Origin of the sequence: Kitasatospora sp. A2-31 (assembly GCF_022288725.1) — a bacterium.
GTDB lineage: Bacteria > Actinomycetota > Actinomycetes > Streptomycetales > Streptomycetaceae > Kitasatospora.
This window is the reverse complement of record NZ_JAKNTA010000007.1, coordinates 132,075-157,746: the sequence shown is the minus strand read 5'-3', so window position 1 is coordinate 157,746 and position 25,672 is coordinate 132,075. Positions and strand designations below refer to the sequence as shown.

The following is a 25,672-nucleotide window of genomic DNA, read 5'->3' as shown; positions in this document are numbered from 1 at the left end:
CGGCCTCCAGGTGGCCGAGACCGGCCGTGACCGGCCCGGTCGCCCCGGTGCGCCGGGGAAGGCCCGCGGCTCCGGCGCCGGGGACGTGTAGCGTTCCGGGCATGGATCGGGTTCAGTCAGCCACCCCGCAGCACTCCGCCGCACCGCGCGGCGCCGACCGGTCGGCCGGGCCCGGCCCCGCGGACGGGGGCCCGGGCAGCCGCCGGGCGGCCGCGCAGCGCCAGCAGATGCGCCAGGACCTGGCCACCGCCGCGATGGAGCTGTTCGCCTCGCAGGGCTACGAGGAGACCACGGTCGACCAGATCGCCGCGGCCGCCGGGGTGGCCCGGCGGACCTTCTTCCGGTACTTCCGGTCGAAGGAGGAGGCGATCTTCCCGGACCACGACGACACCCTGGTCCGGGTGGCCGACCTGCTGGCCAGCGCCGAGCCCGAGGAGCACCCGCTCGACGTGGTCTGCCGCGGCATCAAGGAGGTGCTGCGGATGTACGCCTCCACCCCTGCCGTCTCGGTCGCCCGGTACCAGCTGATCCGCCAGGTGCCGGCGCTGCGCGAGCGGGAGATCGCCGTGGTCGCCCGGTACGAACGGCTGTTCACCCGGTACCTGCTGGGGCGGTTCGACACCGCCGAGGAGATCCCGCCGGGCTGGCAGCGCGGCGGCGAGGACGACTCGATGCTGGCCGAGGTGTCGGCGGCGGCGGTCGTCGCGGCCCACAACCACGTGCTGCGGCGCTGGCTGCGGGCCGGCGGCCGGGGCGACGTGGAGGCGCAGCTGGACCACTCCTTCGAGGTGATCCGGCGGACCTTCTGGGCCTCCGCCGAGCCGGGTGCCCGCCGGCGCGGGTCCCTGGTGGCACCCGGTGCCAGTGTGACGGGGTGGGAGGAAGGCGCTGCCAGCGCACTGAGTGCCAGCCCCGGAGGTGAGGTCCTCATCACAGTGGCCCGCACCGATGCTCCACTGGACGTCGTAGTGGAGAGCATCAGGGCCGCCCTGAGCGGCGCCAAGCAGGCCTGACCGCCGGCGTTTTCGCAGGTCGGAGCAGTTTCGAGGGCCCGTGTCGGAGTACCGGCACGGGCCCTTCGCGCGCCCGGCGACGGCCCTGGCGAGCGGGCCCCCCTTCCCCGGAATTGATGACACCCGGTGTCTTTACGAGTGGCACAGGGTGCCACTACGTTGTTACCCACCAGTCAGCGGCGCCGCGGCTCCCCACCTCGGCGCGCCGCCGTCCGGCGCTCCCACACCCCGGGAGCCGTGCTCGTCACACCTGGCCCACCAGCCACCCGTCCACCACCCATCTCAGCGAAGCCGGTGTCCGCTCCCGGCTCCCCCAGACGCCCTGTGCCCCTCACACAGGTACGCCTTCGGAGGCAGCCATGCAGGAAATCCTCGACGCGATCCTCAGCAACGACGCCACGTCGGAGGACTACGCAGCCGTCAAGCTCCCCGAGTCCTACCGGGCGGTCACGCTCCACAAGGACGAGGAGCAGATGTTCGCCGGCCTCGCCAGCCGCGACAAGGACCCGCGCAAGTCCCTTCACCTCGACGAGGTGCCCCTGCCCGAGCTGGGGCCCGGCGAGGCCCTGGTCGCCGTCATGGCGAGCTCCGTCAACTACAACACGGTGTGGAGCTCGATCTTCGAGCCGGTCTCCACCTTCGGCTTCCTGGAGCGCTACGGCCGGCTGTCCCCGCTGACCAAGCGCCACGACCTGCCGTACCACATCCTCGGTTCGGACCTCGCGGGCGTCGTGCTGCGCACCGGCGCCGGCGTCAACGCCTGGAAGCCGGGTGACGAGGTCGTCGCGCACTGCCTCTCCGTCGAGCTGGAGTCCCCGGACGGCCACAACGACACGATGATGGACCCGGAGCAGCGCATCTGGGGCTTCGAGACCAACTTCGGCGGCCTGGCCCAGCTCGCGCTGGTGAAGACCAACCAGCTGCTGCCCAAGCCGAAGCACCTCACCTGGGAGGAGGCCGCCTCCCCCGGTCTGGTCAACTCCACCGCCTACCGCCAGCTGGTCTCGCAGAACGGCGCGGGCATGAAGCAGGGCGACAACGTGCTGATCTGGGGCGCCAGCGGCGGCCTCGGCTCGTACGCCACCCAGTACGCGCTGGCCGGCGGCGCCACCCCGATCTGCGTGGTCTCCAACGAGGCCAAGGCCGAGATCTGCCGGGCCATGGGCGCCGAGGCGATCATCGACCGCTCCGCCGAGGGCTACAGGTTCTGGAAGGACGAGCACACCCAGGACCCGCGCGAGTGGAAGCGCCTGGGCTCGAAGATCCGCGAGTTCACCGGTGGCGAGGACGTCGACATCGTCTTCGAGCACCCGGGCCGCGAGACCTTCGGCGCCTCCGTGTACGTCACCCGCAAGGGCGGCACGATCGTCACCTGCGCCTCCACCTCCGGCTACATGCACCAGTACGACAACCGCTACCTGTGGATGTCGCTCAAGCGCATCGTCGGCTCGCACTTCGCCAACTACCGCGAGGCGTTCGAGGCCAACCGCCTGGTCGCCAAGGGCAAGATCCACCCGACCCTGTCGAAGGTCTACTCCCTGGAGGAGACCGGCCAGGCCGCCCTCGACGTGCACCACAACAAGCACCAGGGCAAGGTCGGCGTGCTCTGCCTGGCGCCGCAGGAGGGCCTGGGCGTGCGCGACGAGGAGCTCCGCGCCAAGCACATCGACGGCATCAACCTCTTCCGCGCGCTCGACGAGCGCAACGCCGAGCCCGGCCGGAACGTGTGATGGGCGAGCAGAAGCGTGACCGCCCCTGGCTGATGCGCACCTACGCCGGGCACTCCACGGCGAAGGACTCCAACGCCCTCTACCGGCGGAACCTCGCCAAGGGCCAGACCGGTCTCTCCGTCGCCTTCGACTTGCCGACCCAGACCGGCTACGACTCCGACCACATCCTCGCCCGCGGCGAGGTCGGCCGGGTCGGCGTGCCGGTGGGTCACGTCGGCGACATGCGCGCGCTGTTCGACGGCATCCCGCTCGAACAGACCAACACCTCGATGACGATCAACGCCACCGCCATGTGGCTGCTGGCGCTCTACCAGGTGGTGGCCGAGGAGCAGGGCGCCGACATCGCCAAGCTCACCGGCACCACCCAGAACGACATCGTCAAGGAGTACCTCTCGCGCGGGACGCACGTCTTCCCGCCCGGGCCGTCGGTGCGCCTGATCACCGACATGATCGCCTACACGGTCGGCAACATCCCCAAGTGGAACCCGATCAACATCTGCAGCTACCACCTCCAGGAGGCCGGGGCCACCCCGGTCCAGGAGATCGCCTACGCGATGTGCACCGCGATCTCGGTGCTCGACGCGGTGCGCGACTCCGGCCAGGTGCCGGCCGAGCGGATGGGCGAGGTGGTCGCCCGCATCTCCTTCTTCGTCAACGCCGGCGTGCGGTTCGTCGAGGAGATGTGCAAGATGCGCGCCTTCGCCCGGCTCTGGGAGAAGGTCACGCTGGAGCGGTACGGCATCGAGGACCCGAAGCAGCGCCGGTTCCGCTACGGCGTCCAGGTCAACTCGCTGGGCCTGACCGAGGCGCAGCCGGAGAACAACGTCCAGCGGATCGTGCTGGAGATGCTCGCCGTCACCCTCTCCAAGGACGCCCGCGCCCGGGCCGTCCAGCTGCCGGCCTGGAACGAGGCGCTCGGCCTGCCCCGCCCGTGGGACCAGCAGTGGTCGCTGCGGATCCAGCAGGTGCTCGCCTACGAGTCGGACCTGCTGGAGTACGGCGACATCTTCAACGGCTCCGAGGTGATCGAGGCCAAGACCGCCGAGCTGCTGGCCGGCGCCGAGGCCGAGATCGCCAAGGTGCTGGAGATGGGCGCCAAGGCGGGCAACCGGGGCATCATCCCGGCCGTCGAGTCCGGCTACCTCAAGGCCAACCTGGTCGCCTCGCACGCCGCCCGCCGGGCCCGGATCGAGTCCGGCGAGGACAAGATCGTCGGCGTCAACTGCTTCGACACCACCGAGGAGAGCCCGCTCACGGCCGACCTCGACACCGCGATCATGGTGGTCGACCCGGCCTCCGAGCAGTCCGTGCTGAGGGCGCTGGAGGCCTGGCGCGAGCAGCGCGACGAGGCAGCCGCACAGCGGGCGCTGGCCGAGCTCAAGGAGGTCGCCGCCACGGACGCCAACCTGATGGCCGCGACGCTCGCCTGCGCCCGTGCCGGGGTCACCACCGGCGAGTGGGCCTTCGCCCTGCGCGAGGTCTTCGGCGAGTACCGCGCGCCCACCGGCGTCGGCGGCGCCCCGGTCGCGGTCGCGGCCGAGCCGGGCGGCGAACTGGCCGCGGTCCGCGCCGCGGTCGCGGCCACCGCCGAGGAGCTGGGCACCGGCAAGCTGCGCCTGCTGGTCGGCAAGCCCGGCCTGGACGGGCACTCCAACGGCGCCGAGCAGATCGCGGTCCGGGCCCGTGACGCCGGGTTCGAGGTGGTCTACCAGGGCATCCGGCTCACCCCCGAGCAGATCGTCTCCGCCGCCGTCGCGGAGGACGTGCACTGCGTGGGTCTGTCGATCCTCTCCGGAGCCCACTGCGAACTCGTTCCCGACGTTCTGCAGCGGCTGCGGCGGGCCGGGGTGGAGGATGTCCCGGTGATCGTGGGTGGCATCATCCCGGCAGCGGACGGCGAGGCCCTCAGGGCCGCCGGCGTCGCCGCCGTGTTCACCCCGAAGGACTTCGGCATCACGACCATCATCGGCCGGATCGTGGACGAGATCCGGCTCGCCAACAAGCTCCAGCCCTGGTCGCCCGCACCCGCGACCACCAGCTGACCACTGGAAGGACCGAACCACCCTCATGACCTCCGTCAACCGCCTGCGGCCCCGCCGCTCCTGCCTCGCCGTACCGGGCTCCAACCCGCGCTTCCTGGAGAAGGCCCAGGGCCTCCCGGCCGACCAGGTCTTCCTCGACCTGGAGGACGCCTGCGCCCCGCTGGTCAAGGAGAGCGCCCGGCACCACATCGTCGACGCCCTGAACAACGGCGACTGGGGCAAGAAGACCAAGGTCGTCCGGGTCAACGACTGGACCACCCACTGGACCTACCGCGACGTGATCACCGTCGTCGAGGGCGCCGGCCCGAACCTCGACTGCATCATGCTGCCGAAGGTCCAGGACGCCGAGCAGGTGAAGGCGCTGGACCTGCTGCTCACCCAGATCGAGAAGACCATGGGCTTCGAGGTCGGCCGGATCGGCATCGAGGCGCAGATCGAGAACGCCAAGGGCCTGATCAACGTCGACGCCATCGCGACGGCCTCGCCCCGGCTGGAGACCATCATCTTCGGCCCGGCCGACTTCATGGCCTCGATCAACATGAAGTCGCTGGTGGTCGGCGAGCAGCCGCCTGGTTACCCGGCCGACGCCTACCACTACATCCTGATGCGCATCCTGATGGCCGCCCGCGCCAACGACCTGCAGGCGATCGACGGCCCCTACCTGCAGATCCGCAACCAGGAGGGCTACCGCGAGGTGGCCGGCCGCTCCGCCGCCCTCGGCTTCGACGGCAAGTGGGTGCTCCACCCGGACCAGGTCGCCGCCGCGAACGAGCTCTTCTCGCCCGCGCAGGAGGACTACGACCACGCCGAGCTGATCCTCGACGCCTACGACTGGTGCACCTCCGAGGCCGGCGGCTTCAAGGGCTCGGCGATGCTCGGCGACGAGATGATCGACGAGGCCAGCCGCAAGATGGCCCTGGTCATCGCCGGCAAGGGCCGCGCCGCCGGCATGGAGCGCACCTCCAAGTTCGAGCCCCCGCAGGCCTGAGCTGCTCTCCGGGCTCGGCTCGCCTCCGGGCGCTCCTGACCCGGTGCCGACGTTCCTCGCTCCGGCACTCTCCCTCCTCGCCCGCCTACGGGCAGGAGGGGCCCACCGCTCGCTTGTCGCTCGTCGCTTTCGGCACCGGCGCGCCCTTCGGCTCGCTCGCATCACATCTAAGGAAGATCATGCAGTTCGGACGCACCTACGAAGAGTTCGAGGTCGGCGCGGTCTACAAGCACTGGCCCGGCAAGACGGTCACCGAGTACGACGACCACCTCTTCTGCCTGCTCACCATGAACCACCACCCGCTCCACATGGACACCAACTATGCGGAGACGACGACGGACTTCGGCAAGAACGTCGTCGTCGGCAACTACGTCTACTCGCTGCTGCTCGGCATGTCCGTCCCGGACGTCTCGGGCAAGGCGATCGCCAACCTGGAGATCGAGTCGCTGCGGCACGTCGCGCCGACCTTCCACGGCGACACCATCTACGGCGAGACCACCGTGCTCGACAAGTGGCCGTCCAAGTCCAAGGACGACCGCGGCATCGTCCACGTCGAGACCAAGGGGTACAAGCAGGACGGCACGGTCGTCTGCATCTTCCGCCGCAAGGTGATGGTGCCGACCGAGACCTACATCAAGGCGCGCGGCGGCGAGCAGCCGGGCCGCCCGACCCCGCTGTCCTGACCCCACCGACCCCGGAGGGGTAGGCCGCCGTCATCGGCCGATCCCCCACCCGGTACGGGGGCCCTGCTGCCGCAGCCACGCCGGCAGGGCCCCCGGCATTCCCCCCCCCCGCTCTCCTCTCCTCCCCCACCCTCATTCCCCTTCGCCACAGGAGCCGCACGATGGGACGCCTCGCACAGACCGACGGCCTCACCGAGATCCAGCGGGACATCCTCGCCACCGTGCGGGATTTCGTCGACAAGGAGATCATCCCGGTCGCGACCGAGCTGGAGCACAAGGACGAGTACCCGACCGCCATCGTCGAGGGGATGAAGCAGCTCGGCCTGTTCGGCCTGACCATCCCCGAGGAGTACGGCGGCCTGGGCGAGTCGCTGCTCACCTACGCCCTGGTGGTGGAGGAGATCGCCCGCGGCTGGATGTCGGTCTCCGGCATCGTCAACACGCACTTCATCGTGGCGCACATGATCAACGCCCACGGCACCCAGGAGCAGAAGGAGTACTTCCTGCCGAGGATGGCCGCCGGCGAGATCCGCGGCGCCTTCTCGATGTCCGAGCCCGGCCTCGGCTCCGACGTCGCGGCGATCAGCACCAAGGGCGTCAAGGACGGCGACTTCTACGTCCTCAACGGCCAGAAGATGTGGCTCACCAACGGCGGCACCTCGACGCTGGTCGCGGTGCTCTGCAAGACCGACGAGGGCGGCAACACCCCGTACAGGAACATGACCACCTTCCTGATCGAGAAGGAGGCCGGTTTCGGCCCGAACCCGAAGGTTCCCGGCCTGACCGTCCCCGGCAAGATCGAGAAGATGGGCTACAAGGGCGTCGACACCACCGAGCTGGTGCTGCAGGACGTCCGCATCCCGGCCGACCGCATCCTCGGCGGCGTCCCGGGCAAGGGCTTCTACCAGATGATGGACGGCGTCGAGGTCGGCCGCGTCAACGTCGCCGCCCGCGGCTGCGGCGTCGCCCGCCGCGCCTTCGAGCTGGGCATCTCCTACGCCCAGCAGCGCTCCACCTTCGGCAAGAAGATCGCCGAGCACCAGGCGATCCAGTTCAAGCTCGCCGAGATGGCCACCAAGGTCGAGGCCGCCCACCAGATGATGGTGATGGCCGCCCGCAAGAAGGACAGCGGCGAGCGCAACGACCTCGAGGCCGGCATGGCGAAGTACCTCGCCTCCGAGTACTGCAAGGAGGTCGTCGAGGACGCCTTCCGCATCCACGGCGGCTACGGCTTCTCCAAGGAGTACGAGATCGAGCGCCTCTACCGCGAGGCCCCGATGCTGCTGATCGGTGAAGGTACTGCGGAGATCCAGAAGATGATCGTCGGACGCCGGCTGCTGGAGGAGTACCGCATCGCGGAGTGATCCAGGGGGTCCGCCGGCTGCGCGGCGACGCGCGGCACCGGCGGACCGACGGCCCGTGACGGCCGGTCGACGGGCGTGCGGGCCCGTCCCGGCACCCGGCCGTGCCACCTGGGCCCCGGCCTGGTCCGCCTGGGGTCCGGCACGGCTCCCGAAGCGGCCGCAGGGCGTACAGCTGCTGTCACACGCCTTGCGGCCGCTTCGGCGCACCCACGGGCCGGATCCGACCCGCCGGCGGCGCGCCGACGGGTCCGATCGGCGCGCCCGTTGAGACAAGTGTCACCAGCCGTGTCCGGAGCCTTGGGAACCGGACCGGGGCGAGCTACGGTCGTATACCAAGGAGGCGCAACGGTGCCTCGCGCAGGACACATGAACGAGCAGGCGGGTTGCCCACCCACCGTGTGCTCCCGATAGCATCCACCGGGACAGCAGCCGTCCCTCTCGTACCCGATCCCCGCGGTGGCCCCCGTCCAGCGGCCATGATCCCCCGCGACTAAGGTCTTCGATGCCCATCAGCCCGTCCCCTCACACCTCCGTCACGGACCGCGATGCCCTCGCCGCCCCGACGGCCGGTCGGCGACCCCGCGTGACCATCGCGCGCGGAGCCACCCCCTGGTTCGTCCCCACCCTCGCCACGGCCGCCGTGACCACCGCCCTCACCCGGCGCAGCGGCAAGTGGGCCCTGGCGGCGGTTCCGGCCTGCGCCCTCGGCGCGGGCATGCTGTGGTTCTTCCGCGACCCCGAGCGTGAGATCGGCACGGGCCGGGTGATCTCCCCCGCCGACGGCGTGGTGCAGAGCATCGACGCCTGGCCGGACGGCCGCACCCGGGTGGCGATCTTCATGAGCCCGCTCAACGTGCACGTCAACCGCGCGCCGCTGCCCGGCACCGTGACGTCCGTCGAGCACGTCGCGGGCGGCTTCGTGCCCGCGTTCAACAAGGACAGCGACCAGAACGAGCGGGTCGTCTGGCACTTCGACACCGAGCTCGGCGACATCGAGATGGTCCAGATCGCGGGGGCCGTGGCCCGCCGGATCGTGCCGTACGTGGACGCCGGAACCAAGGTCGAGCAGGGCGACCGGATCGGCCTGATCCGGTTCGGCTCCCGGGTCGACACCTACCTGCCGGCCGGCGTCGAGGTCGGCGTCGAGGTCGGCCAGAAGACCACAGCCGGGGTGACACGCCTTGACCGTGACTGATCCTGAGACGATCGTCGGCCTGGACGACGAGGAGACGGCCCTGCGCCGCCGCCGCTGGGCCCGCGACCGCGAGCTGCGCGCGCCGCGCTCGCCGCAGCACCTGTCCACCGCCGACTTCCTGACCCTGGGGAACGCCGTCTGCGGCTTCCTGGCGATCTACTCGATCACCACCGGGGTCCTGGTCCCGCACATCACCAACCCGGACGCCGCTCCGGACAAGCACAGCGCCGCCACCGCGGTGACGCTGCTGCTGATCGGCTCGATGTGCGACCTCTTCGACGGGCTGGTGGCGCGCAAGCTGCGCTCCTCCGCCCTCGGGGCCGAGCTCGACAACCTCGCCGACCTGATCAGCTTCGGCATCGCGCCGGCCTACTTCGTCGCGGTCTGGGGCATGGTCTCGCCGGGATCCAACAGTCGGCTCTCGGCGCTGATCGCGCTGACGGTGCTGCTCGCGGTGGTCCTGCGGCTCGCCCGCTTCTCCGCCGTGAAGATGCGGCCCGGGGTGTTCCAGGGCATGCCCTGCCCGATGGGCGCGATGACGGTGATCGCCATCGTGCTGCTCGATCCGCCGTTCCTGCCCGGTCTGCTCGCCATCTTCGGCGCCGCGTACCTGATGGTGAGCCGGATCGAGTACCCGAAGCCGCAGGGGCTGCTGGCCACCGCGACGCTCTGCTGGATCGTGCTCTCCATCGGCTGCCTGGCGGCCTGGGCGACCGGCGCTCCCGGCGGTGACAACCTGCTGCACATCGGCGCCTACGCGCAGATCACGCTGGCCGCGATGGCCCCGCTGCTGGTCATCCGGCGCAAGGTGGGCCAGAAGGTCGGGGACGTGCGGGCACGCCGCGCGGAGTCCCGGATCGGCTGAGCCGGCCACGGTACGACGAGAGGGCCCGGATCCGACGGATCCGGGCCCTCTCGCATGCCCTGGGGCGGCCCGTGGCCCCCCCGCGGCCCCCGCCGTGCCGCGGGGAGCGGTCCGGCGCCTCCGGGTGGCTCAGGCGCCGCCGCGGTGGACGCTGAACGCCGAGCGGCGGGCCGCGCGCGCCACGCCCGGGTCGGGGTGGACGCCGGAGACGGCGGTCAGCACCGAGGCGGCCCGGGGGTGCCCGGACTGCCGGGCCCGGGCGAAGAGCCGCACCGGGTCGCCGGCCGAGGCGCCCTCGACGTGGCCCACCAGCAGTTCGGTCTCGCCGTGGTCCAGCACGGCCGCGGCGGTGTCCACCCAGAGCCAGGCGGCGTCCTCCGCGCCCAGCACGTCGGCCGGGGAGACGCCCTCGTCCGACTGCTCGGCCAGCCAGAGCAGCGCGTACGGGCGCAGCACCGGCTCGTCCACGGCGGCCCGGACGGCCTGCTCGGCGGTCGGACCGGCCACCCGCAGCGCCTCGAAGGCGAGGCCGCGGACGAGCGCGTCGTCGCCCTGCGCGGCGTCCAGCAGCTCGGCCACCGCCCGGTCGGCCGGGCGGGCGGCGACCCAGGCGCGGAACTCGGCGCGGGCCGGGCCGGGCGAGTAGTCGGCGCAGGCGTGCAGGAGTTCGAGGGCGCTCTGCTCGATGTGCCCGGCGGCGGTCTGGGCGACCGTGCAGATCTCCTCCAGCTTGGCCCGCACCGCCCAGTGCCCGAGCGGGGAGAGCTCGGCGGCGTCGTCCTTGCGGACCACTGCGCCGACGGCGGCCAGGCCGTCCAGCATCCAGTCCAGGACGGCGGCGACGTCGCCGGGCGCGGCCGGGGTGTCGATCTGCGGCTCGCGGCACGTGCCGCGGACCGCCGAGACCGCGGAGGCGGCGTGCGGGACGGGCGACAGCGACAGCGCGGCGGTGCCGCCGGCCACCCGGCGCTCGTCCAGGCCGCGGCGCAACAGCTCCAGCAGCTCGCTGTCGGCCACCGGACCGGCCACCAGGTGCAGGAAGGAGAGCAGCTGCGGCGCCTGGTCGACGGCCTGCCCGGCGAGCACCGCGAAGACCCCGCGCAGGGCGGCCGGCGGCACCGGGGCGAGCAGCGTCCAGGCGTCGAACAGCGCCGACCAGCCGCGGACCACGGCCTCGTCGTCGTGCTCCCAGGCGTGCAGGCGCCAGCCGGGAGCGGCGCCGCCGTCCCGGGCCTCCACCAGACCGACCAGGAGCGCCTGGCCCCAGGCCTTGGCGGCGGCGCCGACCGTCATGGCCAGGGCGCGGCCGGCGGCGCGGGCGTCGTCCGGGAGCAGCTCGCCGCGCTTGTCGACCTCGGAGAGCTCGCCCGCCCAGCGGGCGATGCGGACGGCGTCGACCAGCATCCGGCGGGCCAGCGGGGCGAGCTCGGCGGGGGCGGGGAAGCCTTCGGGCACGGGGAGGCGGCCTCGGCCCGGTGCGGGTGCGGGCCCTCGCCTGCGGGGTACGCCGGGGCCGCCCGGCCTGGCGCCGGCGGGGCGGTGGGCCGTGCCGGGCAGACGGGTCACCGTCGCACCGGAACCGATCGTCGGCGGGAGCGGGGCATCACGGTCGCGCGGGTTCCGAGACGTCACGTCGAGCAGTCTTCCCCTTGTACCGGCCATCTGTCACATCCGGTTGGCCTCGGGTACCGGCGGGCGGCGGCAGCGGGTCCACAAGATCGGGCAACAGGCCCCAAACCGCCTGGCCGAAAGTGTGTGACGTGGCCACGCCAGCCCGGCCTCCCGGGTGTGACCGGGGAGGTGGAAGGGGGCGGACGGCCCTCCCGCGGCGTCAGAGCAGCGGCGTGAGCCAGCGGCGCAGCAGCTCCTCGTAGGCGTCCGGGTCGGCGTTCCAGAGTGCGGCGTGCTCGCCGTCCGGGACCGCCTGGAGGCTGACCACGTCGGGGCGCAGGGCCGCCAGGCGGGCCGCGGCCTTCCAGGGGGCGATCCGGTCGTCCGGGCTCTGCAGGACGAGGGTCGGCGCCCGCAGGTCGGTGCCGTCCGCGATCCGGGCGAAGCCGGCCAGGTCCACGCCGGTGCGGCCCTCGGCGGCCAGCGCGCCGAGGTCGGCGGCGGCGCCGCGGAAGCCGGCCCGGGCGGCGCCCCGGCGGGCGGAGGCGGGCAGGTCGAGCACCGGCGAGTCCAGCACCAGGCCGGCGATCGAGGAGGCCCAGGCGGACCGGGCGGCCACCTGCAGGGCGATGGTGGCCCCGACCGACCAGCCGTAGAGGACGATCCGGGCGGCGCCGTTGTCCAGCGCGAGCCGGACGGCCGCCTCGACGTCCCGCCACTCGGTCTCGCCGAAGTGGCCGAGGCCGTCCGGGGAGGCGGGCGCGCCCTCGTCGCCGCGGTAGGTCACGACGAGGGCCGGCACGGCGAGCCGGTCGAGGACCGGCAGCACCGGGAGGACTTGCTGCCGGTCCGCCTCCGGGCTGTGCACCAGGATGACCCAGGTGCCGCGCTTGCCGTCCAGGTACCAGGCCGGGAGGGAGCCCAGCTCGCCCTCGGCGGCGGTCTCGCCGTAGGCCAGGCCGAGCGCCCCGACCGGATCACCCAGGTGGACGCGGGGGGTGAAGCGGACCTCGGTGCCGGCGGTCAACGTGCCCCGGTCGGCACGGACCAGGCGGCGGGTGACGCCCCGGTCGTCCCGGTGCAGGATCTCGTCGACGACCGCGTGCCCGCCCCCGGCCCACTCGACGCCCCAGCGGCCGGGCCGGGCGCTCTCGGGGCCCGGGGTGAAGGTGATCCGGCCGGCCCCGAGGGCCTGCACCAGGACGGGACCGGCGGGCACCTCGCGGGCGGCGGTCGGACGGACCATCCGCTCCGACGCCCGGCGGCCGATCACGAGCACGGCGACCCCGGTTCCGACGACGGCGGCCGCCACGACGGCCGCGGTTCCCCAACGCATATCGCTCCCCGCTCTGTCGGTCGCGGACTGGGCACTCTGTGCGCACCAGTCCACTCGCGGGGGCGGCGGCCGGCCACCGGACGCGGCCGTCCGGGTCACGCCGGCGCGGCGGTCGGGCCCGGCGCCCGGGGGCGGCCGACCGGTCGGAGCCCGGCGGTCAGACCGGGATGCCGGTCCGCCGCCCGAGCAGCTCCCAGAACCGCTCGCCGACCGGCTGGTCCCGGGTGCCGCCGGCCGCGGCCGCCGGGGCCGGCGAGCCCCAGCTGCCGGCGCCCCAGTGCGAGGAGACCTGGTACTCGCTCTGCAGCACCGTCAGCACGGCGGCGAGGTCCTCCTCGGGCACCGGCACGATCCGGCCGATCGCACGGACGTGCGCCTGCCAGCGGCCGTCCACGCACTGCTTCAGCCGCCGGTCCAGCTCCTCCCGACGGCCCGTCACCGCGACCAGCTCGCGCAGCCGCAGTCCGAGCACCCGGGCGAGCGCGCGGGTCTGCGCCTCGTCGCCGTCCCAGCGGTCGGCCGCCTCGGCCTGCTGGTACCGGCGCAGCGGGACGCCGATCCGGCGGGCCACGGCCTCCTGGTCGAGCTCCCGGGCCACCCGGAAGTCCCGCAGCCTCGCCGGGTGGGCTCCCATCAGCTGGGCGGGCGGGCACCAGAGCGCCCGGGCCAGGGCGATGAACTCCTCCTCGGTCGGACGCAGCTCGCCGCTCTCCCAGCCGAGCACGTGGGCGGGCAGCAGCCGGACCCCGTGCGCGGCCGTTCCCGCGGCGACCTGTTCGGGGGTCAGGCCGAGGCCGGCGCGGTGCGCGCGGGCGGCCGCCGGGGAGAAGGGCACCGGCGGCAGGGCGGGTGGCTCTCTGCGTCGCATGCGCCGACCGTAGGGGTCCGGTCCGTCGGCGCCCCAGCCGCCGAACGCACGAAGCGGGCCTGGAGGCACCTCCAGGCGGGTGGACGATCCCACAGCCTGTCATGCCCCTGCGGCAGTGATGATCGGAGATAGCGACGTGGTCGGGAACGGTGAAGACGGGGGCGCGGCGGCGCGGGGCCGTGTGACCAACCCCTCCGCGACCTTGGTTGACTCGCGGTTCGGCCGCGTGATGGGATCCTTCAGCCAATACGGAGGCATGCAGAGGAAGCCGGTGCGAGTCCGGCGCGGTCCCGCCACTGTCACCGGGGAGCACGTCCGACACTTGCCACGGCGGGCCGTCAGAAGCCGCTGGAAGGCGCGGGGGTGCGTTCGACCCGGAAGCCAGGAGACTCTCGCCTCCGGTACGTCGATCCAGGGCGCGGACCCTGAGTGAGGACACGCACGCGATGCAGGCTGCCCAGCCCCACCGAGACCTCCGCTGCCCGCCGTGCGCCCGCTGACCCGCGCCGCCGCCTTCGCCCTGGGCGCCGCCGTCGGCAGCCTCGCCGACGCCCGGTTCGCCGACCCGCGCCGAGGGCACCCGGTGGCGCTCTTCGGCAGCGCGGCCGGCCGGCTGGAACACCGGATCTGGCGCGACCACCGCGCGGTGGGCGCCGCCTACACCGCACTCTGCGTGGGCACCGTCACGGCCGCCGCGGTGGCCGCAGACCGCCTGCTGGGCCGGCGCCCGGCCGGGCGGGCCGCGCTGGCCGCCGCCGCGACCTGGACGGTGCTCGGCGGCACCTCCCTCACCCGGGAGGCCCGGACCGTCGGCCGCTCGCTCGCCGCGGGCGACCTGACGGCGGCCCGGGCCAGGCTGCCGCACCTGTGCGGGCGCGACCCGAGCGCGCTGGACGAGCAGCAGGTGGCCCGCGCGGTGGTCGAGTCGGTCGCCGAGAACACCGCCGACGCGGTGGTGAACGCCCTGGTCTGGGGCGCCGTCGCGGGCACACCCGGGCTGCTGGCCTTCCGCGCCGTCAACACCCTGGACGCGATGGTCGGCCACCGCTCGCCGCGGCACACCCGGTTCGGCTGGGCCTCGGCCCGGCTGGACGACGTGGCGGGCTGGCCGGGCGCCCGGCTGACCGCGCTCCTCGCGGTGGCCGCCGCGCCCGAGCCCGGGACCGCCTGGCGGGTCTGGCGCCGGGACGGCTCCGCGCACCCCAGCCCCAACGCCGGCCAGGCCGAGGCGGCCTTCGCCGGCGCCCTCGGCGTCCGCCTCGGCGGGACGCTCAACTACGGCGACCGGGTCGAGCACCGGCCGGTGCTGGGTGCGGAGCTGCGGCCGGTCGGGGTGGACGACATCGAACGGGCCTGTCTGCTCTCCCGGCGGGTGGGCGCGCTGGCCCTGGGTACGACGGTCGCGGGGCACCTGCTGCTCCGGGCGGTCCTGGGCAGGAGGGGAAGGGCATGAGCAACGCGCTGCTGGTCGCCGGGACGACCTCGGACGCGGGCAAGAGCGTGGTCACCGCGGGCATCTGCCGCTGGCTGGCCCGGCAGGGCGTCGGTGTCGCGCCGTTCAAGGCGCAGAACATGTCGCTGAACTCGTTCGTCACCGCCGACGGTGCCGAGATCGGCCGGGCCCAGGCGATGCAGGCGCAGGCGGCCCGGGTGGAGCCCGAGGCGGCGATGAACCCGGTGCTGCTCAAGCCCGGCGCGGACGGCCGCAGCCAGGTGGTGCTGCTGGGCCGCCCGGTGGCCGAGGTCGGCGCGCTGGACTACCGCGAGCGCAAGCCGGTCCTGCTGGAGCGGGCCCTGGAGTGCCTGGCCGACCTGCGCCGCCGCTACGACGTGGTGGTCTGCGAGGGCGCCGGCTCGCCGGCCGAGATCAACCTGCGGGACCGGGACATCGCCAACATGGGCCTGGCCACCGCCGCCGGGCTGCCGGTCGTCGTGGTCGGGGACATCGACCGCGGCGGTGTGTTCGCGGCCATGTACGGGACGCTGGCACTGCTCTCCGCGCAGGACCAGCGCCACGTGGCCGGCTGGTTCGTCAACAAGTTCCGCGGCGACGCACGACTGCTCGCCCCCGGGCTGGAGATGCTGCGCGAGCTGACCGGCCGTCCGGTGCTCGGCACCCTGCCGATGCTGTCGGGGCTCTGGCTGGACGCCGAGGACTCGCTCGACCTCACCACCGTGGTGGACCGCACCGAGGGCCGCGGGCCGGTGGGCCGGGACGTGCTGCGGGTGGCCGTGGTGCGCTTCCCCCGGCTCTCCAACTTCACCGACGTGGACGCGCTGGCCCAGGAACCGGGCGTGCTGGTCCGCTGGGCCACCCGGCCGGAGGAGCTGGCCGACGCCGACCTGGTGGTGCTGCCGGGCACCCGGGCCACCGTCGCCGACCTGGCCTGGCTGCGCGAGCGCGGGCTGGAGCCGGCCCTCCGGGCGCGGGCCGCGGCCGGGCTGCCGGTGCTCGGCGTCTGCGGCGGCTACCAGATGCTCGCGCGCGGGATCGTCGACGAGGTCGAGTCCCGGGCCGGCGCGGTGGACGGGCTCGGCCTGCTGCCGACGCACGTCCGGTTCGGCGCCGAGAAGGTGCTCGGCCGGCCGGTCGGCGAGGCCTACGGGCAGCGGGTGGAGGGGTACGAGATCCACCACGGCGTGGTGACCGTCGAAGGGGGCACGCCCTTCCTGGACGGCTGCCGGGTGGGCTCGGTCTGGGGCACCACCTGGCACGGCGCGCTGGAGAACGACGGCTTCCGGCGCGCCCTGCTGGGCGAGGTGGCCGCCGCCGCCGGCCGGGACTTCGTCCCCGCCCCGGACACCTCCTTCGCCGCCGCGCGCGAGGCCCGGCTCGACCGGCTGGGCGACCTGATCGAGGAGCACGCGGACACCGACGCGCTGTGGAAGCTGATCGAGGGCGGGGTGCCGGCCGCGGGCACGCTGCCGTTCCTGCCGCCCGGGGCCCCCTTGGAGAATCATGAGTGACGTCCGCTACCCGTTCACCGCGATCGTCGGCATGGCCGACCTGCGGCTCGGGCTGCTGCTCAACGCCGTCTCCCCGGCCGTCGGCGGGGTGCTGGTGCGCGGCGAGAAGGGCACCGCCAAGTCGACCATGGTGCGCGCGCTGGCCGGCCTGCTGCCCTCCATCGACACCGTCGAGGGCTGCCGCTTCGCCTGCGACCCGGCCGCGCCGGACCCGCAGTGCCCGGACGGCGCGCACGACGGCGCGCCCGCGTCGTCGCGCGCGGCCCGGCTGGTCGAACTGCCGGTCGGTGTCTCCGAGGACCGGATCGTCGGCTCGCTGGACCTGGAGCGGGCGCTGGCCGAGGGCGTCAAGGCGTACGAGCCGGGGCTGCTCGCCCAGGCACACCGCGGCGTGCTCTACATCGACGAGGTCAACCTGCTCCAGGACCACGTGGTGGACCTGCTGCTGGACGCCGCCGCGATGGGCCGCTCCTACGTCGAGCGCGAGGGCGTCTCGGTGCGGCACGCCGCACGGTTCCTGCTGGTCGGCACGATGAACCCGGAGGAGGGCGAGCTGCGGCCGCAGCTGCTCGACCGGTTCGGCCTGACCGTGGAGATCGCGGCCACCCGGGATCCGGCGGAGCGGGCCGAGGTGGTCCGCCGCCGGCTCGGCTACGACGCCGACCCGGCCGGCTTCGCCGCGCGGTTCGCCGCGGACGAGCGGGAGCTCGCCGAGCGGATCACCGCGGCCCGGAAGCTGCTGCCCGAGGTCGAGCTGACCGACCGGGCGCTGCGCCAGATCACCGCGGTCTGCGCCGCGTTCGAGGTCGACGGCCTGCGGGCGGACATCGTCATGGCGCGCACCGCCGTCGCCCTGGCCGCCTGGGCGGGGCGCACCGAGGTGCTGGAGGAGGACGTCCGCAAGGCCGCGCAGCTGGCGCTGCCGCACCGGCGCCGGCGCAACCCCTTCGACGCGCCCGGCCTGGACGAGGATCAGCTGGACCGGACGCTCGCGGAGCACGCCGGACCGGAGGAGCCCGAGGAGCCGGCGGCGGAGGACCCACGGCCGGAGGGCCCCGCTGACGACGGGCCCGGGGACGACGGCCCCGAGCCGGACGGCGACGGCCCGGACGGCGGTCCGGACGGCGGCGGGGGCGGCGCGCCCGAACCGGCCGGTCCGCCCGCCCCGGCGGGCACCGGCGCACCCGCGCCCGGACCCGAAGAGGCTCCGCAGCAGCCGGTGCCGGTCCAGCCGCCCGCGCCCGGGCGGGAGACCGCCCCGGTGGCGGCCGGCGAGCCGTACCGGACCAGGCTGTTCAAGGTGGACGGCACCGGGCGGGGCGCCCAGGGCCGCCGCCCCCCCGCCGAGACCGACGGCGGCCACACCATCCGCGCCCGGCGTCCGCAGGGGCGGCTGGCCCGGCTGCACCTGAGCGCCACCCTGCAGGCCGCCGCCCCGCACCAGGTGGCGCGCGGGCGGACCTCGCGCGCGCTGCTGCTGGCCAAGGACGACTTCCGCGAGCAGGTCCGCCAGGGCCGCGAGTCCAACCTGGTGCTGTTCGTGGTGGACGCCTCGGGCTCGATGGCGGCCCGGCAGCGGATGACCGCCGTCAAGGGCGCGGTGCTCTCGCTGTTGATGGACGCCTACCAGCGCCGCGACAAGATCGGCATGATCACCTTCCGGGGCGCGGGCGCCGAGCTGGCCCTGCCGCCCACCTCCTCCGTCGAGGTCGGCGCGGCTCGGCTGGAGTCGCTGCCCACCGGCGGCCGGACCCCGCTGGCCGCCGGGCTGCTGCGGGCGCACGAGGTGCTGCGGGTCGAGCGGATGCGCGACCCGCACCGCCGGCCGCTGCTCGTCGTGGTGACCGACGGCCGGGCCACCGGTGCCCGGGACGCGGTGGCCCAGTCGCACCGGGCGGCCGGGCTGCTGGCCGCCCAGGGCGTGACCGGCGTGGTGCTGGACTGCGAGGCCGGTCCCGTCCGGCTCGGCCTGGCCCGAACCCTGGCGGCGCGGCTCGGCGCCTCCGCCGTGACCCTGGACGAGCTGCGCGCCGAGGGCGTCGCCTCGCTCGTCCGCGAGAACCGTGCCACTCCCCTGCGAAAGGCGGCCTGATCCCCATGCCCAAGGGCGTTCCCGAGAGCGTTCCCGACGACGGCCTGACCACCCGCCAGCGCCGCACCCTGCCGATCACCGCCGTGCACACCGGCCCCGGCAAGGGCAAGTCCACGGCCGCGTTCGGCATGGCGCTGCGGGCCTGGAACCAGGGCTGGCCGGTCGGGGTGTTCCAGTTCGTGAAGTCCGCCAAGTGGAAGGTCGGCGAGGAGAACGCGCTGCGCGTGCTCGGCGCCTCCGGCGAGGGCGGCACCGTCGACTGGCACAAGATGGGCTCCGGCTGGTCCTGGATCCAGCGCTCCTCCGAGATGGAGATGGACAGCGAGGCGGCGGCCAAGGAGGGCTGGGAGCAGGTCAAGCGCGACCTCGCGGCCGAGACCTACCGCTTCTACGTGCTGGACGAGTTCACCTACCCGATGCACTGGGGCTGGGTCGACCCGGAGGAGGTGGTCGCCGTGCTGCGGGACCGCCCCGGCAGCCAGCACGTCGTCATCACCGGCCGGTACGCGCCCGAGCCGCTGACCGCCTTCGCCGACCTCGTCACCGAGATGACCAAGGTCAAGCACCCGATGGACGCCGGCCGCAAGGGCCAGCGCGGCATCGAGTGGTAGCCACGGGAGACCCCTGCACGTGAACATCCCCCGCCTCGTCGTCGCCGCGCCGGCCTCCGGCTCCGGCAAGACCACCGTCGCCACCGGCCTGATCGCCGCGCTCGCCGCGCGCGGGCTGGCGGTCTCCCCGCACAAGGTCGGCCCGGACTACATCGACCCGGGCTACCACGCCCTGGCCGCCGGCCGGCCGGGCCGCAACCTGGACGCGTTCATGTGCGGGCCGGAGCGGATCGCGCCGCTCTTCCTGCACGGCGCGGCCGGGGCGGACGTGGCGGTGGTCGAAGGCGTGATGGGACTGTTCGACGGTGCGTCCGGCAAGGGCGAGCTGGCCTCCACCGCGCACGTCGCGAAGCTGCTGCGGGCGCCCGTGGTGCTGGTGGTGGACGCCTCCTCGCAGTCCCGCTCGGTGGCCGCGCTGGTGCACGGCTTCGCCTCCTGGGACCCGGAGGTCCGGCTCGCCGGCGTGATCCTCAACCGGGTCGCCTCCGACCGGCACGAGCTGCTGCTGCGCGAGGCCCTGGAGGAGGGCTCCGGCGTGCCGGTGCTGGGCGCCGTGCGGCGCTCGGCCGCCGTCGCCACGCCGTCGCGCCACCTCGGCCTGATCCCGGCCGTGGAGCGCTCGGCGGGGGCGTTGCGCGCGGTCGCCGACATGGGCGAGCTGGTGGCCGCCTCGGTGGACCTCGACGCGGTGCTGGCGCTGGCCCGGACCGCTCCCCCGCTGGACGCCGAGCCGTGGGACCCGGCGCGCGAGGTGGCCCCGGTGGCCGGCGCGCCCCGGATCGCGGTGGCCGGCGGCGCCGCGTTCTCCTTCTCGTACGCGGAGAACGCCGAGCTGCTCTCCGCCGCCGGCGCCGAGGTCGTCCCGTTCGACCCGCTGCACGCCGACGCGCTGCCCGAGGGCACGGCCGGCCTGGTGATCGGCGGGGGCTTCCCCGAGCTGTACGTCCGGGAACTCAGCGCGAACGCCCGACTGCGGGGGGCGATCGGCGAGTTCGCCGCGGCGGGCGGGCCGATCGCCGCGGAGTGCGCCGGACTGCTCTACCTGGGGCGGGAGTTGGACGGGCTGCCGATGTGCGGGGTGGTGGCGACCTCGGCCCGGATGACCGAGCGGCTGACCCTCGGGTACCGGGAGGCCGTGGCGCTGCACGACTCGCCGCTCGCGCCGGCCGGCACCCGGCTGCGGGGGCACGAGTTCCACCGCACGGTCTGCGAGCCGGCGGCCGGCGAGCGGCCCGCGTGGGGCTGGCGACTGCCGACGGGTCCGCGCACGGAGGGGTTCGCGGTCGACGCGAGCACGGGCGCAGCGGGTGCCGGCGACGGCGACACGGGCGCGGGCGCAGGCGGGGCGAACGTTCACGCTTCGTATCTGCACCTGCACTGGGCAGGATCACCGCAGCTCGCCGCCACGTTCGCCGCCGCCGCGGCCGCCCACTGCGCAGGCTGAGCCGATCCGCCGGCCCCTGGGCCTGGTGCCGCCCCCGTACGGGCGTCAGAATAGGGACAGACAACCGCATATCGCCCCAATCGCAACCGGTACCGGCCAGACCCGACCGCCTCCGGCGAGCCGACCGATTGCCGGCGACCGCCCACTCGGCGGGGTCGCCGAAGCCGCCCCGCGGGGTGGACAGGCTCAAGGAGCCGTCACGATGCGTATCGACTTAACCCCGCTGCATCACCACTCCACCGACCGCGACCACGCCTGCCCGGTGCCGCTGGCACCCAAGGCCTTCGCCCAACTCCGCGCCCGCTACCAGGACCTCGTCGAGAGCCGGCGGCTGCCGCAGGACATCTCCTTCGAGCAGTACTACTACGTCTGGCGCTCCCGGCGGCGCGGTGAGAACGTCATCGGCCTCGACGACGGCGCCGTCCGACCCGGCCCCAGCACCGGCGCCCAGCTGATCACCCGTCCGGCCAAGCGCTTGAAGGGCGAGGTCCGCACCCTCGTGCTGCTGGTGGACTTCCCCGACCTGCCGCACGGCACCGACCACACCGTCGGGCACTTCGAGCAGATGCTGTTCAGCACCGACACCTTCGCCACCGGCTCGATGCGCGACTTCTACCGTCTGGTCAGCGGCTTCGACCCGACCCACCCGGCGAACGGCGGCATCGACGTCGTGGGTGAGGTGCACGGCTGGTTCCGGCTGCCGCACCCGCTCTCCTTCTACGCCGACGACCAGTCCGGCATGGGCAACCCGCCGCGGAACTCCCAGGGCATGGCCGCCGACGCCCTGGCGCTCGCCAAACAGGAGGGCGTCGACTTCGGCGGGTTCGACGCGCTCGGCGAGCACCTCGTCACCGCCCTGTTCATCGTCCACGCGGGCTCCGGCGCCGAGCAGACCGGGCAGCCGGGCGACCTGTGGAGCCTCAAGTGGAACCCGCCGGACGAGCACGGCGTGGAGGTCGGCGAGAACCTGCGGGTGCAGACCTTCCTGACCGTCCCCGAGGACTGCGCGGTCGGCGTCTGCGCCCACGAATGGGGCCACCTCGCCGCCCGCTGGGCCGACTTCTACGACACCGGGCGCCTGGAGGCGACCACCTCCAACGGCCTCGGCAACTACTGCCTGATGGCGGCCGGGTCCTGGGGCAACGAGGGGATCACGCCGGTCTTCCCGAACGGGATGCTCCGGATGTTCCACGGCTGGACCGTGCCGCAGGAGGTCGTCAGCACCACCCGCGGCATCGCGCTGCGGCCGGTCGCCGAGGGCGGCGAGCTACTGTTCGTCCGCAACCCGCAACGGATGAAGGAGAGCCAGTACATCGTCGTCGAGTACCGCCGGAAGTCCGGCCAGGACCGCTTCCTGCCCGACCAGGGCATCGCCGTCTACGTGGTGGACGAGGCCATCGACAACGTCAACGACGAACACCACCTCGCCATCGAGCTGCTGCAGGCCGACGGCCGGCGCGATCTGGCGAAGATCTTCGGCAGCGGCAACCGCGGTGACAACACCGACCTCTACCCCTCGCTCGGCAACACCGGCATCGGCCAGAACACCGTCCCCGCGCTCAACGAGCCGGACGGCACCTGGAGCGGGGTCACCCTCGACATCGCCGGTTCGCCGGGCGCGGACCAGATGGAGGTGGACGTGACCATCGCCTGACGCGGACCGCCTTCGCACACCGTCCACCTCCTGACGCCGCCTCACCGGGAGGACGTCGCCCCGGGGCCGAGCCGTGCTGCGCCGTCCGGGGCGGCATGCGGGTGAACGGTGTGGGCGGGTGTTCGGCGGGCGGGTGCGGCGCGGTATGCCTGGCCGGGTCGACCGACCGTCAGAGCGGTCGGGGTACCGCCCGGAAGGTGGGTTCATGAGATCGAGAGCGATTGCCCGAGGCCTGCGTGCCGTGGCCGCCGTCGTGACCGCGACGGCGGCCACCGTCATGAGCGCGGTCGGGCCGGCGGGTGCGGCCCCCGTCCAGGACGCCGGGCTCAGCCCGGACATCCTGGCGATCATGAACAAGCCGGCCTACGAGCACGCGCAGTGGGGCCTGCTGGAGATCGACGACACGACGGGCGAGGTGATCCACTCCCGCTACCCGGACCAGTTCTTCATCCCCGGTTCGACGGCCAAGCTGGTCAGCGTCTCCGGCACCTGGCACACCCTCGGCGGCGACCACCGGTTCACCACGCCCGTGCAGGCCCTCGGCACCCGCAGCGGCCCGGTGCTGGACGGTTCACTGGTCCTGGTCGCGCAGGGCGACCTCACCATGGGCGGCCGCACCAAGCCGGACGGGACCGTCGACTTCACCCCGATCGACCACACCTACGCCAACGACATCCCCGGGGCGACGCTGACGCCCGAGGACCCGCTCGCCGGGCTGGACGGGATCGCCGGTCAGGTGCGGGCCGCCGGCATCACCGAGGTCCGCGGGGACGTCGCGATCGACCCCCGGCTCTTCACCTCGTTCTCCGAGCTGGACCCGAGCCCCACCCCGCTGATCATCAACGACAACCTCATCGACCTGCTGACCACCCCCACCACCCCGGGACAGCCGGCGGAGCTCAGCTGGCGGCCGCAGGTCGCGCCGTACCGGGTGGAGTCGACCGTGCGGACGGTCGCCGCCGGCGGCACCACCGACCTCGTCGTCACCGCCTCGCCGGACGGCACCCGCATCACCGTCTCCGGCACCATCGCGGCCGACGCGCAGCCCACCCTCCGGGTCTCGCACATCCAGGACCCGAACGCCTTCGGCCGCACCGCACTGATCGAGGCGCTCGCCCGGGCCGGCGTCACCGTCACCGCCCCGCCGACCGGGCCCAACCCGGTCGGCGACCTGCCTCCCTCCTACGACGGCACCGACCGCGTCGCGGCGTACGTCTCCCCGGTCTACGAGCAGTACGCCCGGCTGATCCTCAAGGTGAGCCACAACCTGGGGGCCAACCTGGGGATCTGCCTGATGGCCGTCGCGGCCGGCAGCCACGAGTGCGCGGACGGCTTCGGCGGCATCACCGCGTTCCTGCGTCAGGCCGGCATCGACCCGACCAAGGTGCAGCTGCTCGACGGCCGCGGCGGCAACCCGGTGGACCGGGTCACCCCCGACGTGGAGAACGAGATCCTGCACTACTGGCAGGGGACGCCGGAGGCCGACCGGTTCCGCGAGGCGCTGCCGATCCTCGGCGTGGACGGCTCGCTGGCCTTCGCCTGCGCGGGCTGCCCGACCTGCCCCGGCAGGGGCAAGGTGTGGGCCAAACCCGGTTCGGTGGTCGGCTTCGACGCGGTCAACCAGCGGCTCGCCGTCGGCGCCGAGACCCTCGGCGGCTACCTGGCCGCCGGCCACGGCCGCCTCCACACCTTCTACCTGGCCGTCAACGGCGCCTCCACGCAGGACATCGACACCTTCCTCGACGTCGTCAACGACCTGAACCGGATCGCCGGCCTCCTCCAGGAGCAGGCCGAGGCCCGCCACTGACCCGCCCGGCACCCGGTGAGGGCCCCGACCGTCGGACGGTCGGGGCCCTCACCCGTCCGCCGCCCCGGCCACGCGGCCCGGCCCGCGGTGGTCAGGCGGCCCAGGGCGCCGCGGGCGCGTGGGGCCTCGTCAGCCGCCGATGGCGCGGACGTAGATGTCGGCGGCGCCGGGGAGGCCGCTGGGGATGGTGGCGACGTAGATGCGGCGGCCGGGCACCAGGTGGACGGGGGTCGGCGCGGGCGCGGGCACGGGCGTCGGGGTCGGTGCGGGAGTGGCGGTCGGGGTGGCGGTCGGGGCCGGCGTGGCGGTGGGGGACGGGGGCGGGGGCTCGGGATCGTCGGCGGAACGGAGGGCGGACGGGGACGGGCCGACGGATTCGCCGCCGTCGCCGTCCTCGGCGGCGGTCTCGTCGGACGGCTCCTCGCCGGGGCAGGGCGACGGGCTCGCCGGCTCCGGGGACGCGGCGGCGGGGACCGCGGTCGGCGAGGGCGCGGCGGCGGGGACCGCGGTCGGCGAGGGCGCGGCGGCGGGGACCGCGGTCGGCGAGGGCGCGGCGGCGGGGACCGCGGTCGGCGAGGGCGCGGCCGTCGGCGTCGGGGTGGCCGTGGAGGCCTCCACGGAGGCCGTCGGCGTCGCGGGCGGCGAGGCCTGCGCCGGTTCGGCGTCGGTGAGCTCCTGGGCGGTGTCCGGCTCGTCGCCGCCCAGGGCCGCGGTCAGATCGGTCGGCAGCGGGGTGGTCGGCCCGGGGGCCGGGAGGCCGTAGGTGCGCAGGAAGTCGCCGACGCCGACGTCCTGGCCGCCGGCCAGCCGGTAGTGCAGGTAGGCGACCGGCGCCCCGTCCGCGAGGTGGGTGTAGACCGCGCCCACGGGGACGTAGTAGCGGCCCGCGCCCGGGTGCTGGGACGGGTGGAGGCCGGCCAGCAGCTCGGCGCGGTCCCGGTCGGTCTCGACCGCGCCGCGCCCCAGCGTCAGGGCGTTGACGCCCCGGACGGCGAGGGCCGCCAGGGCCGCGACGGAGAGCACCAGCCCGATGGCGACCGTCCGCCGCAGGACCGGGCGGCCGTGCAGGGCCGGCCAGGAGTCGCTGGACATGCGTTCGGGCGACAGCCCGCCGTCGGGCCCTCGTTGCGTCACTGTTCCTGCTCCCCCGGTCCGTCGACGCGTCGTGGCGCCGCCGCCACTCGTCGTGCTCGACTCGTAGTGTCGACGTGGACACTACGCTCGAAGTTCCGAGTGGGACCAACCGGCCCTATCAGCCCGGATATGCCGGGGCCACCGCTGCTTCGAGCAGGCGTACGGCCGTGCCGCCGCCGTCCGCCGGGACGGTCCACAGGTCGGCGCCGAAGTCACCCGGGAGGGCGTACAGCAGGGTGGAGCCGTTCGACCAGACCGCCTGGTCGTC

Annotated in this window: 19 protein-coding genes, 1 pseudogene and 1 riboswitch; of the genes and pseudogenes, 15 read left to right on the top strand and 5 right to left on the bottom strand. The window is 74.1% G+C overall.

What is annotated here, in order from left to right; translation table 11 throughout:
- The first annotated feature begins 101 nt into the window (after nucleotides 1–101).
- The 8 genes from MCM47_RS20950 (at nucleotide 102) to MCM47_RS20915 (ending at nucleotide 9,880) form a co-directional block, all read left to right on the top strand.
- Nucleotides 102–1,013 (top strand): TetR family transcriptional regulator, encoded by a 912-nt coding sequence (locus MCM47_RS20950; RefSeq protein ID WP_238863429.1) that lies wholly within the window; start codon nucleotides 102–104, stop codon nucleotides 1,011–1,013.
- Nucleotides 1,014–1,372: 359 nt separating this feature from the next.
- Nucleotides 1,373–2,743: a crotonyl-CoA carboxylase/reductase gene (ccrA, locus tag MCM47_RS20945; RefSeq protein ID WP_238863187.1), complete on the top strand. Its 1,371-nt coding sequence runs from the start codon at nucleotides 1,373–1,375 to the stop codon at nucleotides 2,741–2,743.
- The gene (locus MCM47_RS20940) at nucleotides 2,743–4,785 is read left to right on the top strand and encodes a protein meaA (protein ID WP_238863186.1); all 2,043 of its coding nucleotides are present in this window, start codon (nucleotides 2,743–2,745) and stop codon (nucleotides 4,783–4,785) included. The genes ccrA and MCM47_RS20940 overlap by 1 nt, the downstream gene beginning before the upstream one ends.
- 25 nt (nucleotides 4,786–4,810) lie before the next feature.
- Complete coding sequence (locus MCM47_RS20935) at nucleotides 4,811–5,773, top strand: CoA ester lyase (RefSeq protein ID WP_238863185.1); 963 nt, start codon at nucleotides 4,811–4,813, stop codon at nucleotides 5,771–5,773.
- Nucleotides 5,774–5,952: 179 nt separating this feature from the next.
- The gene (locus MCM47_RS20930) at nucleotides 5,953–6,456 is read left to right on the top strand and encodes a MaoC family dehydratase (protein ID WP_238863184.1); all 504 of its coding nucleotides are present in this window, start codon (nucleotides 5,953–5,955) and stop codon (nucleotides 6,454–6,456) included.
- 161 nt (nucleotides 6,457–6,617) lie between these two features.
- Entirely contained in the window at nucleotides 6,618–7,820 is a 1,203-nt protein-coding gene (locus MCM47_RS20925; RefSeq protein ID WP_238863183.1) for an acyl-CoA dehydrogenase family protein, read from the top strand.
- Nucleotides 7,821–8,322: 502 nt separating this feature from the next.
- The gene (locus MCM47_RS20920) at nucleotides 8,323–9,015 is read left to right on the top strand and encodes a phosphatidylserine decarboxylase (RefSeq protein WP_049655656.1); all 693 of its coding nucleotides are present in this window, start codon (nucleotides 8,323–8,325) and stop codon (nucleotides 9,013–9,015) included.
- Nucleotides 9,002–9,880: a phosphatidylcholine/phosphatidylserine synthase gene (locus MCM47_RS20915; RefSeq protein WP_374209180.1), complete on the top strand. Its 879-nt coding sequence runs from the start codon at nucleotides 9,002–9,004 to the stop codon at nucleotides 9,878–9,880. The genes MCM47_RS20920 and MCM47_RS20915 overlap by 14 nt, the downstream gene beginning before the upstream one ends.
- Nucleotides 9,881–10,009: 129 nt before the next feature.
- Here MCM47_RS20915 and MCM47_RS20910 read toward each other — a convergent pair whose 3' ends face one another.
- The 3 genes from MCM47_RS20910 to MCM47_RS20900 all read right to left on the bottom strand — a co-directional run bounded on the left by MCM47_RS20910 (nucleotide 10,010) and on the right by MCM47_RS20900 (nucleotide 13,695).
- Complete coding sequence (locus tag MCM47_RS20910; RefSeq protein WP_238863182.1) at nucleotides 10,010–11,335, bottom strand: hypothetical protein; 1,326 nt, start codon at nucleotides 11,333–11,335, stop codon at nucleotides 10,010–10,012.
- Nucleotides 11,336–11,711: 376 nt separating this feature from the next.
- Nucleotides 11,712–12,827, bottom strand: coding sequence for a S9 family peptidase (locus tag MCM47_RS20905; protein WP_238863181.1), 1,116 nt, complete (start codon nucleotides 12,825–12,827; stop codon nucleotides 11,712–11,714).
- 157 nt (nucleotides 12,828–12,984) lie between these two features.
- On the bottom strand, nucleotides 12,985–13,695 hold the full coding sequence (locus tag MCM47_RS20900; RefSeq protein ID WP_238863180.1) for a helix-turn-helix transcriptional regulator: 711 nt from the start codon (nucleotides 13,693–13,695) through the stop codon (nucleotides 12,985–12,987).
- 235 nt (nucleotides 13,696–13,930) lie between these two features.
- A riboswitch (cobalamin riboswitch) is annotated at nucleotides 13,931–14,110 on the top strand.
- A 72-nt stretch (nucleotides 14,111–14,182) separates the two neighbouring features.
- On the opposite strand from MCM47_RS20900, the gene MCM47_RS20895 reads away from it, so the two are divergent.
- From MCM47_RS20895 to MCM47_RS20865, 7 genes are all read left to right on the top strand, one after another.
- Complete coding sequence (locus MCM47_RS20895; protein ID WP_238863179.1) at nucleotides 14,183–15,148, top strand: cobalamin biosynthesis protein; 966 nt, start codon at nucleotides 14,183–14,185, stop codon at nucleotides 15,146–15,148.
- A complete protein-coding gene (locus tag MCM47_RS20890; protein WP_238863178.1) occupies nucleotides 15,145–16,662 on the top strand; it encodes a cobyric acid synthase in 1,518 nt (505 codons plus the stop codon). The genes MCM47_RS20895 and MCM47_RS20890 overlap by 4 nt, the downstream gene beginning before the upstream one ends.
- Nucleotides 16,655–18,754: a putative cobaltochelatase gene (locus tag MCM47_RS20885; RefSeq protein ID WP_238863177.1), complete on the top strand. Its 2,100-nt coding sequence runs from the start codon at nucleotides 16,655–16,657 to the stop codon at nucleotides 18,752–18,754. Before MCM47_RS20890 ends, MCM47_RS20885 begins: the two co-directional genes overlap by 8 nt.
- A gap of 5 nt (nucleotides 18,755–18,759) precedes the next feature.
- The gene (gene cobO, locus MCM47_RS20880; protein WP_238863176.1) at nucleotides 18,760–19,365 is read left to right on the top strand and encodes a cob(I)yrinic acid a,c-diamide adenosyltransferase; all 606 of its coding nucleotides are present in this window, start codon (nucleotides 18,760–18,762) and stop codon (nucleotides 19,363–19,365) included.
- Nucleotides 19,366–19,384: 19 nt separating this feature from the next.
- On the top strand, nucleotides 19,385–20,809 hold the full coding sequence (locus MCM47_RS20875) for a cobyrinate a,c-diamide synthase (protein ID WP_374209179.1): 1,425 nt from the start codon (nucleotides 19,385–19,387) through the stop codon (nucleotides 20,807–20,809).
- 202 nt (nucleotides 20,810–21,011) lie between these two features.
- Nucleotides 21,012–22,463, top strand: coding sequence for a M6 family metalloprotease domain-containing protein (locus MCM47_RS20870; protein WP_238863175.1), 1,452 nt, complete (start codon nucleotides 21,012–21,014; stop codon nucleotides 22,461–22,463).
- 205 nt (nucleotides 22,464–22,668) lie between these two features.
- Nucleotides 22,669–24,270, top strand: a complete 1,602-nt coding sequence (locus tag MCM47_RS20865; protein ID WP_238863174.1) for a D-alanyl-D-alanine carboxypeptidase/D-alanyl-D-alanine-endopeptidase — start codon at nucleotides 22,669–22,671, stop codon at nucleotides 24,268–24,270.
- 129 nt (nucleotides 24,271–24,399) lie between these two features.
- Here the strand turns inward: MCM47_RS20865 and MCM47_RS20860 are convergent, their stop codons facing one another.
- Nucleotides 24,400–25,362 carry a hypothetical protein gene (locus MCM47_RS20860; protein ID WP_238863173.1) on the bottom strand — a complete coding sequence of 321 codons (963 nt, stop codon included), beginning with the start codon at nucleotides 25,360–25,362 and terminating at the stop codon, nucleotides 24,400–24,402.
- Nucleotides 25,363–25,522: 160 nt separating this feature from the next.
- Nucleotides 25,523–25,672 (bottom strand): annotated as a pseudogene (locus MCM47_RS20855) (TolB-like translocation protein); the annotation flags it as partial.

Bases quoted from the DNA above. Each gene is read 5' to 3' on its own strand.
- MCM47_RS20925 (WP_238863183.1), top strand. From the start codon at position 6,618: ATGGGACGCCTCGCACAGACCGACGGCCTCACCGAGATCCAGCGGGAC.
- ccrA (WP_238863187.1), top strand. From the start codon at position 1,373: ATGCAGGAAATCCTCGACGCGATCCTCAGCAACGACGCCACGTCGGAG.
- MCM47_RS20950 (WP_238863429.1), top strand. From the start codon at position 102: ATGGATCGGGTTCAGTCAGCCACCCCGCAGCACTCCGCCGCACCGCGC.
- MCM47_RS20890 (WP_238863178.1), top strand. From the start codon at position 15,145: ATGAGCAACGCGCTGCTGGTCGCCGGGACGACCTCGGACGCGGGCAAG.
- MCM47_RS20900 (WP_238863180.1), bottom strand. From the start codon at position 13,695: ATGCGACGCAGAGAGCCACCCGCCCTGCCGCCGGTGCCCTTCTCCCCG.
- MCM47_RS20940 (WP_238863186.1), top strand. From the start codon at position 2,743: ATGGGCGAGCAGAAGCGTGACCGCCCCTGGCTGATGCGCACCTACGCC.
- MCM47_RS20930 (WP_238863184.1), top strand. From the start codon at position 5,953: ATGCAGTTCGGACGCACCTACGAAGAGTTCGAGGTCGGCGCGGTCTAC.
- MCM47_RS20905 (WP_238863181.1), bottom strand. From the start codon at position 12,827: ATGCGTTGGGGAACCGCGGCCGTCGTGGCGGCCGCCGTCGTCGGAACC.
- MCM47_RS20865 (WP_238863174.1), top strand. From the start codon at position 22,669: ATGAGATCGAGAGCGATTGCCCGAGGCCTGCGTGCCGTGGCCGCCGTC.
- MCM47_RS20935 (WP_238863185.1), top strand. From the start codon at position 4,811: ATGACCTCCGTCAACCGCCTGCGGCCCCGCCGCTCCTGCCTCGCCGTA.
- MCM47_RS20885 (WP_238863177.1), top strand. From the start codon at position 16,655: ATGAGTGACGTCCGCTACCCGTTCACCGCGATCGTCGGCATGGCCGAC.
- MCM47_RS20860 (WP_238863173.1), bottom strand. From the start codon at position 25,362: ATGTCCAGCGACTCCTGGCCGGCCCTGCACGGCCGCCCGGTCCTGCGG.
- cobO (WP_238863176.1), top strand. From the start codon at position 18,760: ATGCCCAAGGGCGTTCCCGAGAGCGTTCCCGACGACGGCCTGACCACC.
- MCM47_RS20870 (WP_238863175.1), top strand. From the start codon at position 21,012: ATGCGTATCGACTTAACCCCGCTGCATCACCACTCCACCGACCGCGAC.
- MCM47_RS20920 (WP_049655656.1), top strand. From the start codon at position 8,323: ATGCCCATCAGCCCGTCCCCTCACACCTCCGTCACGGACCGCGATGCC.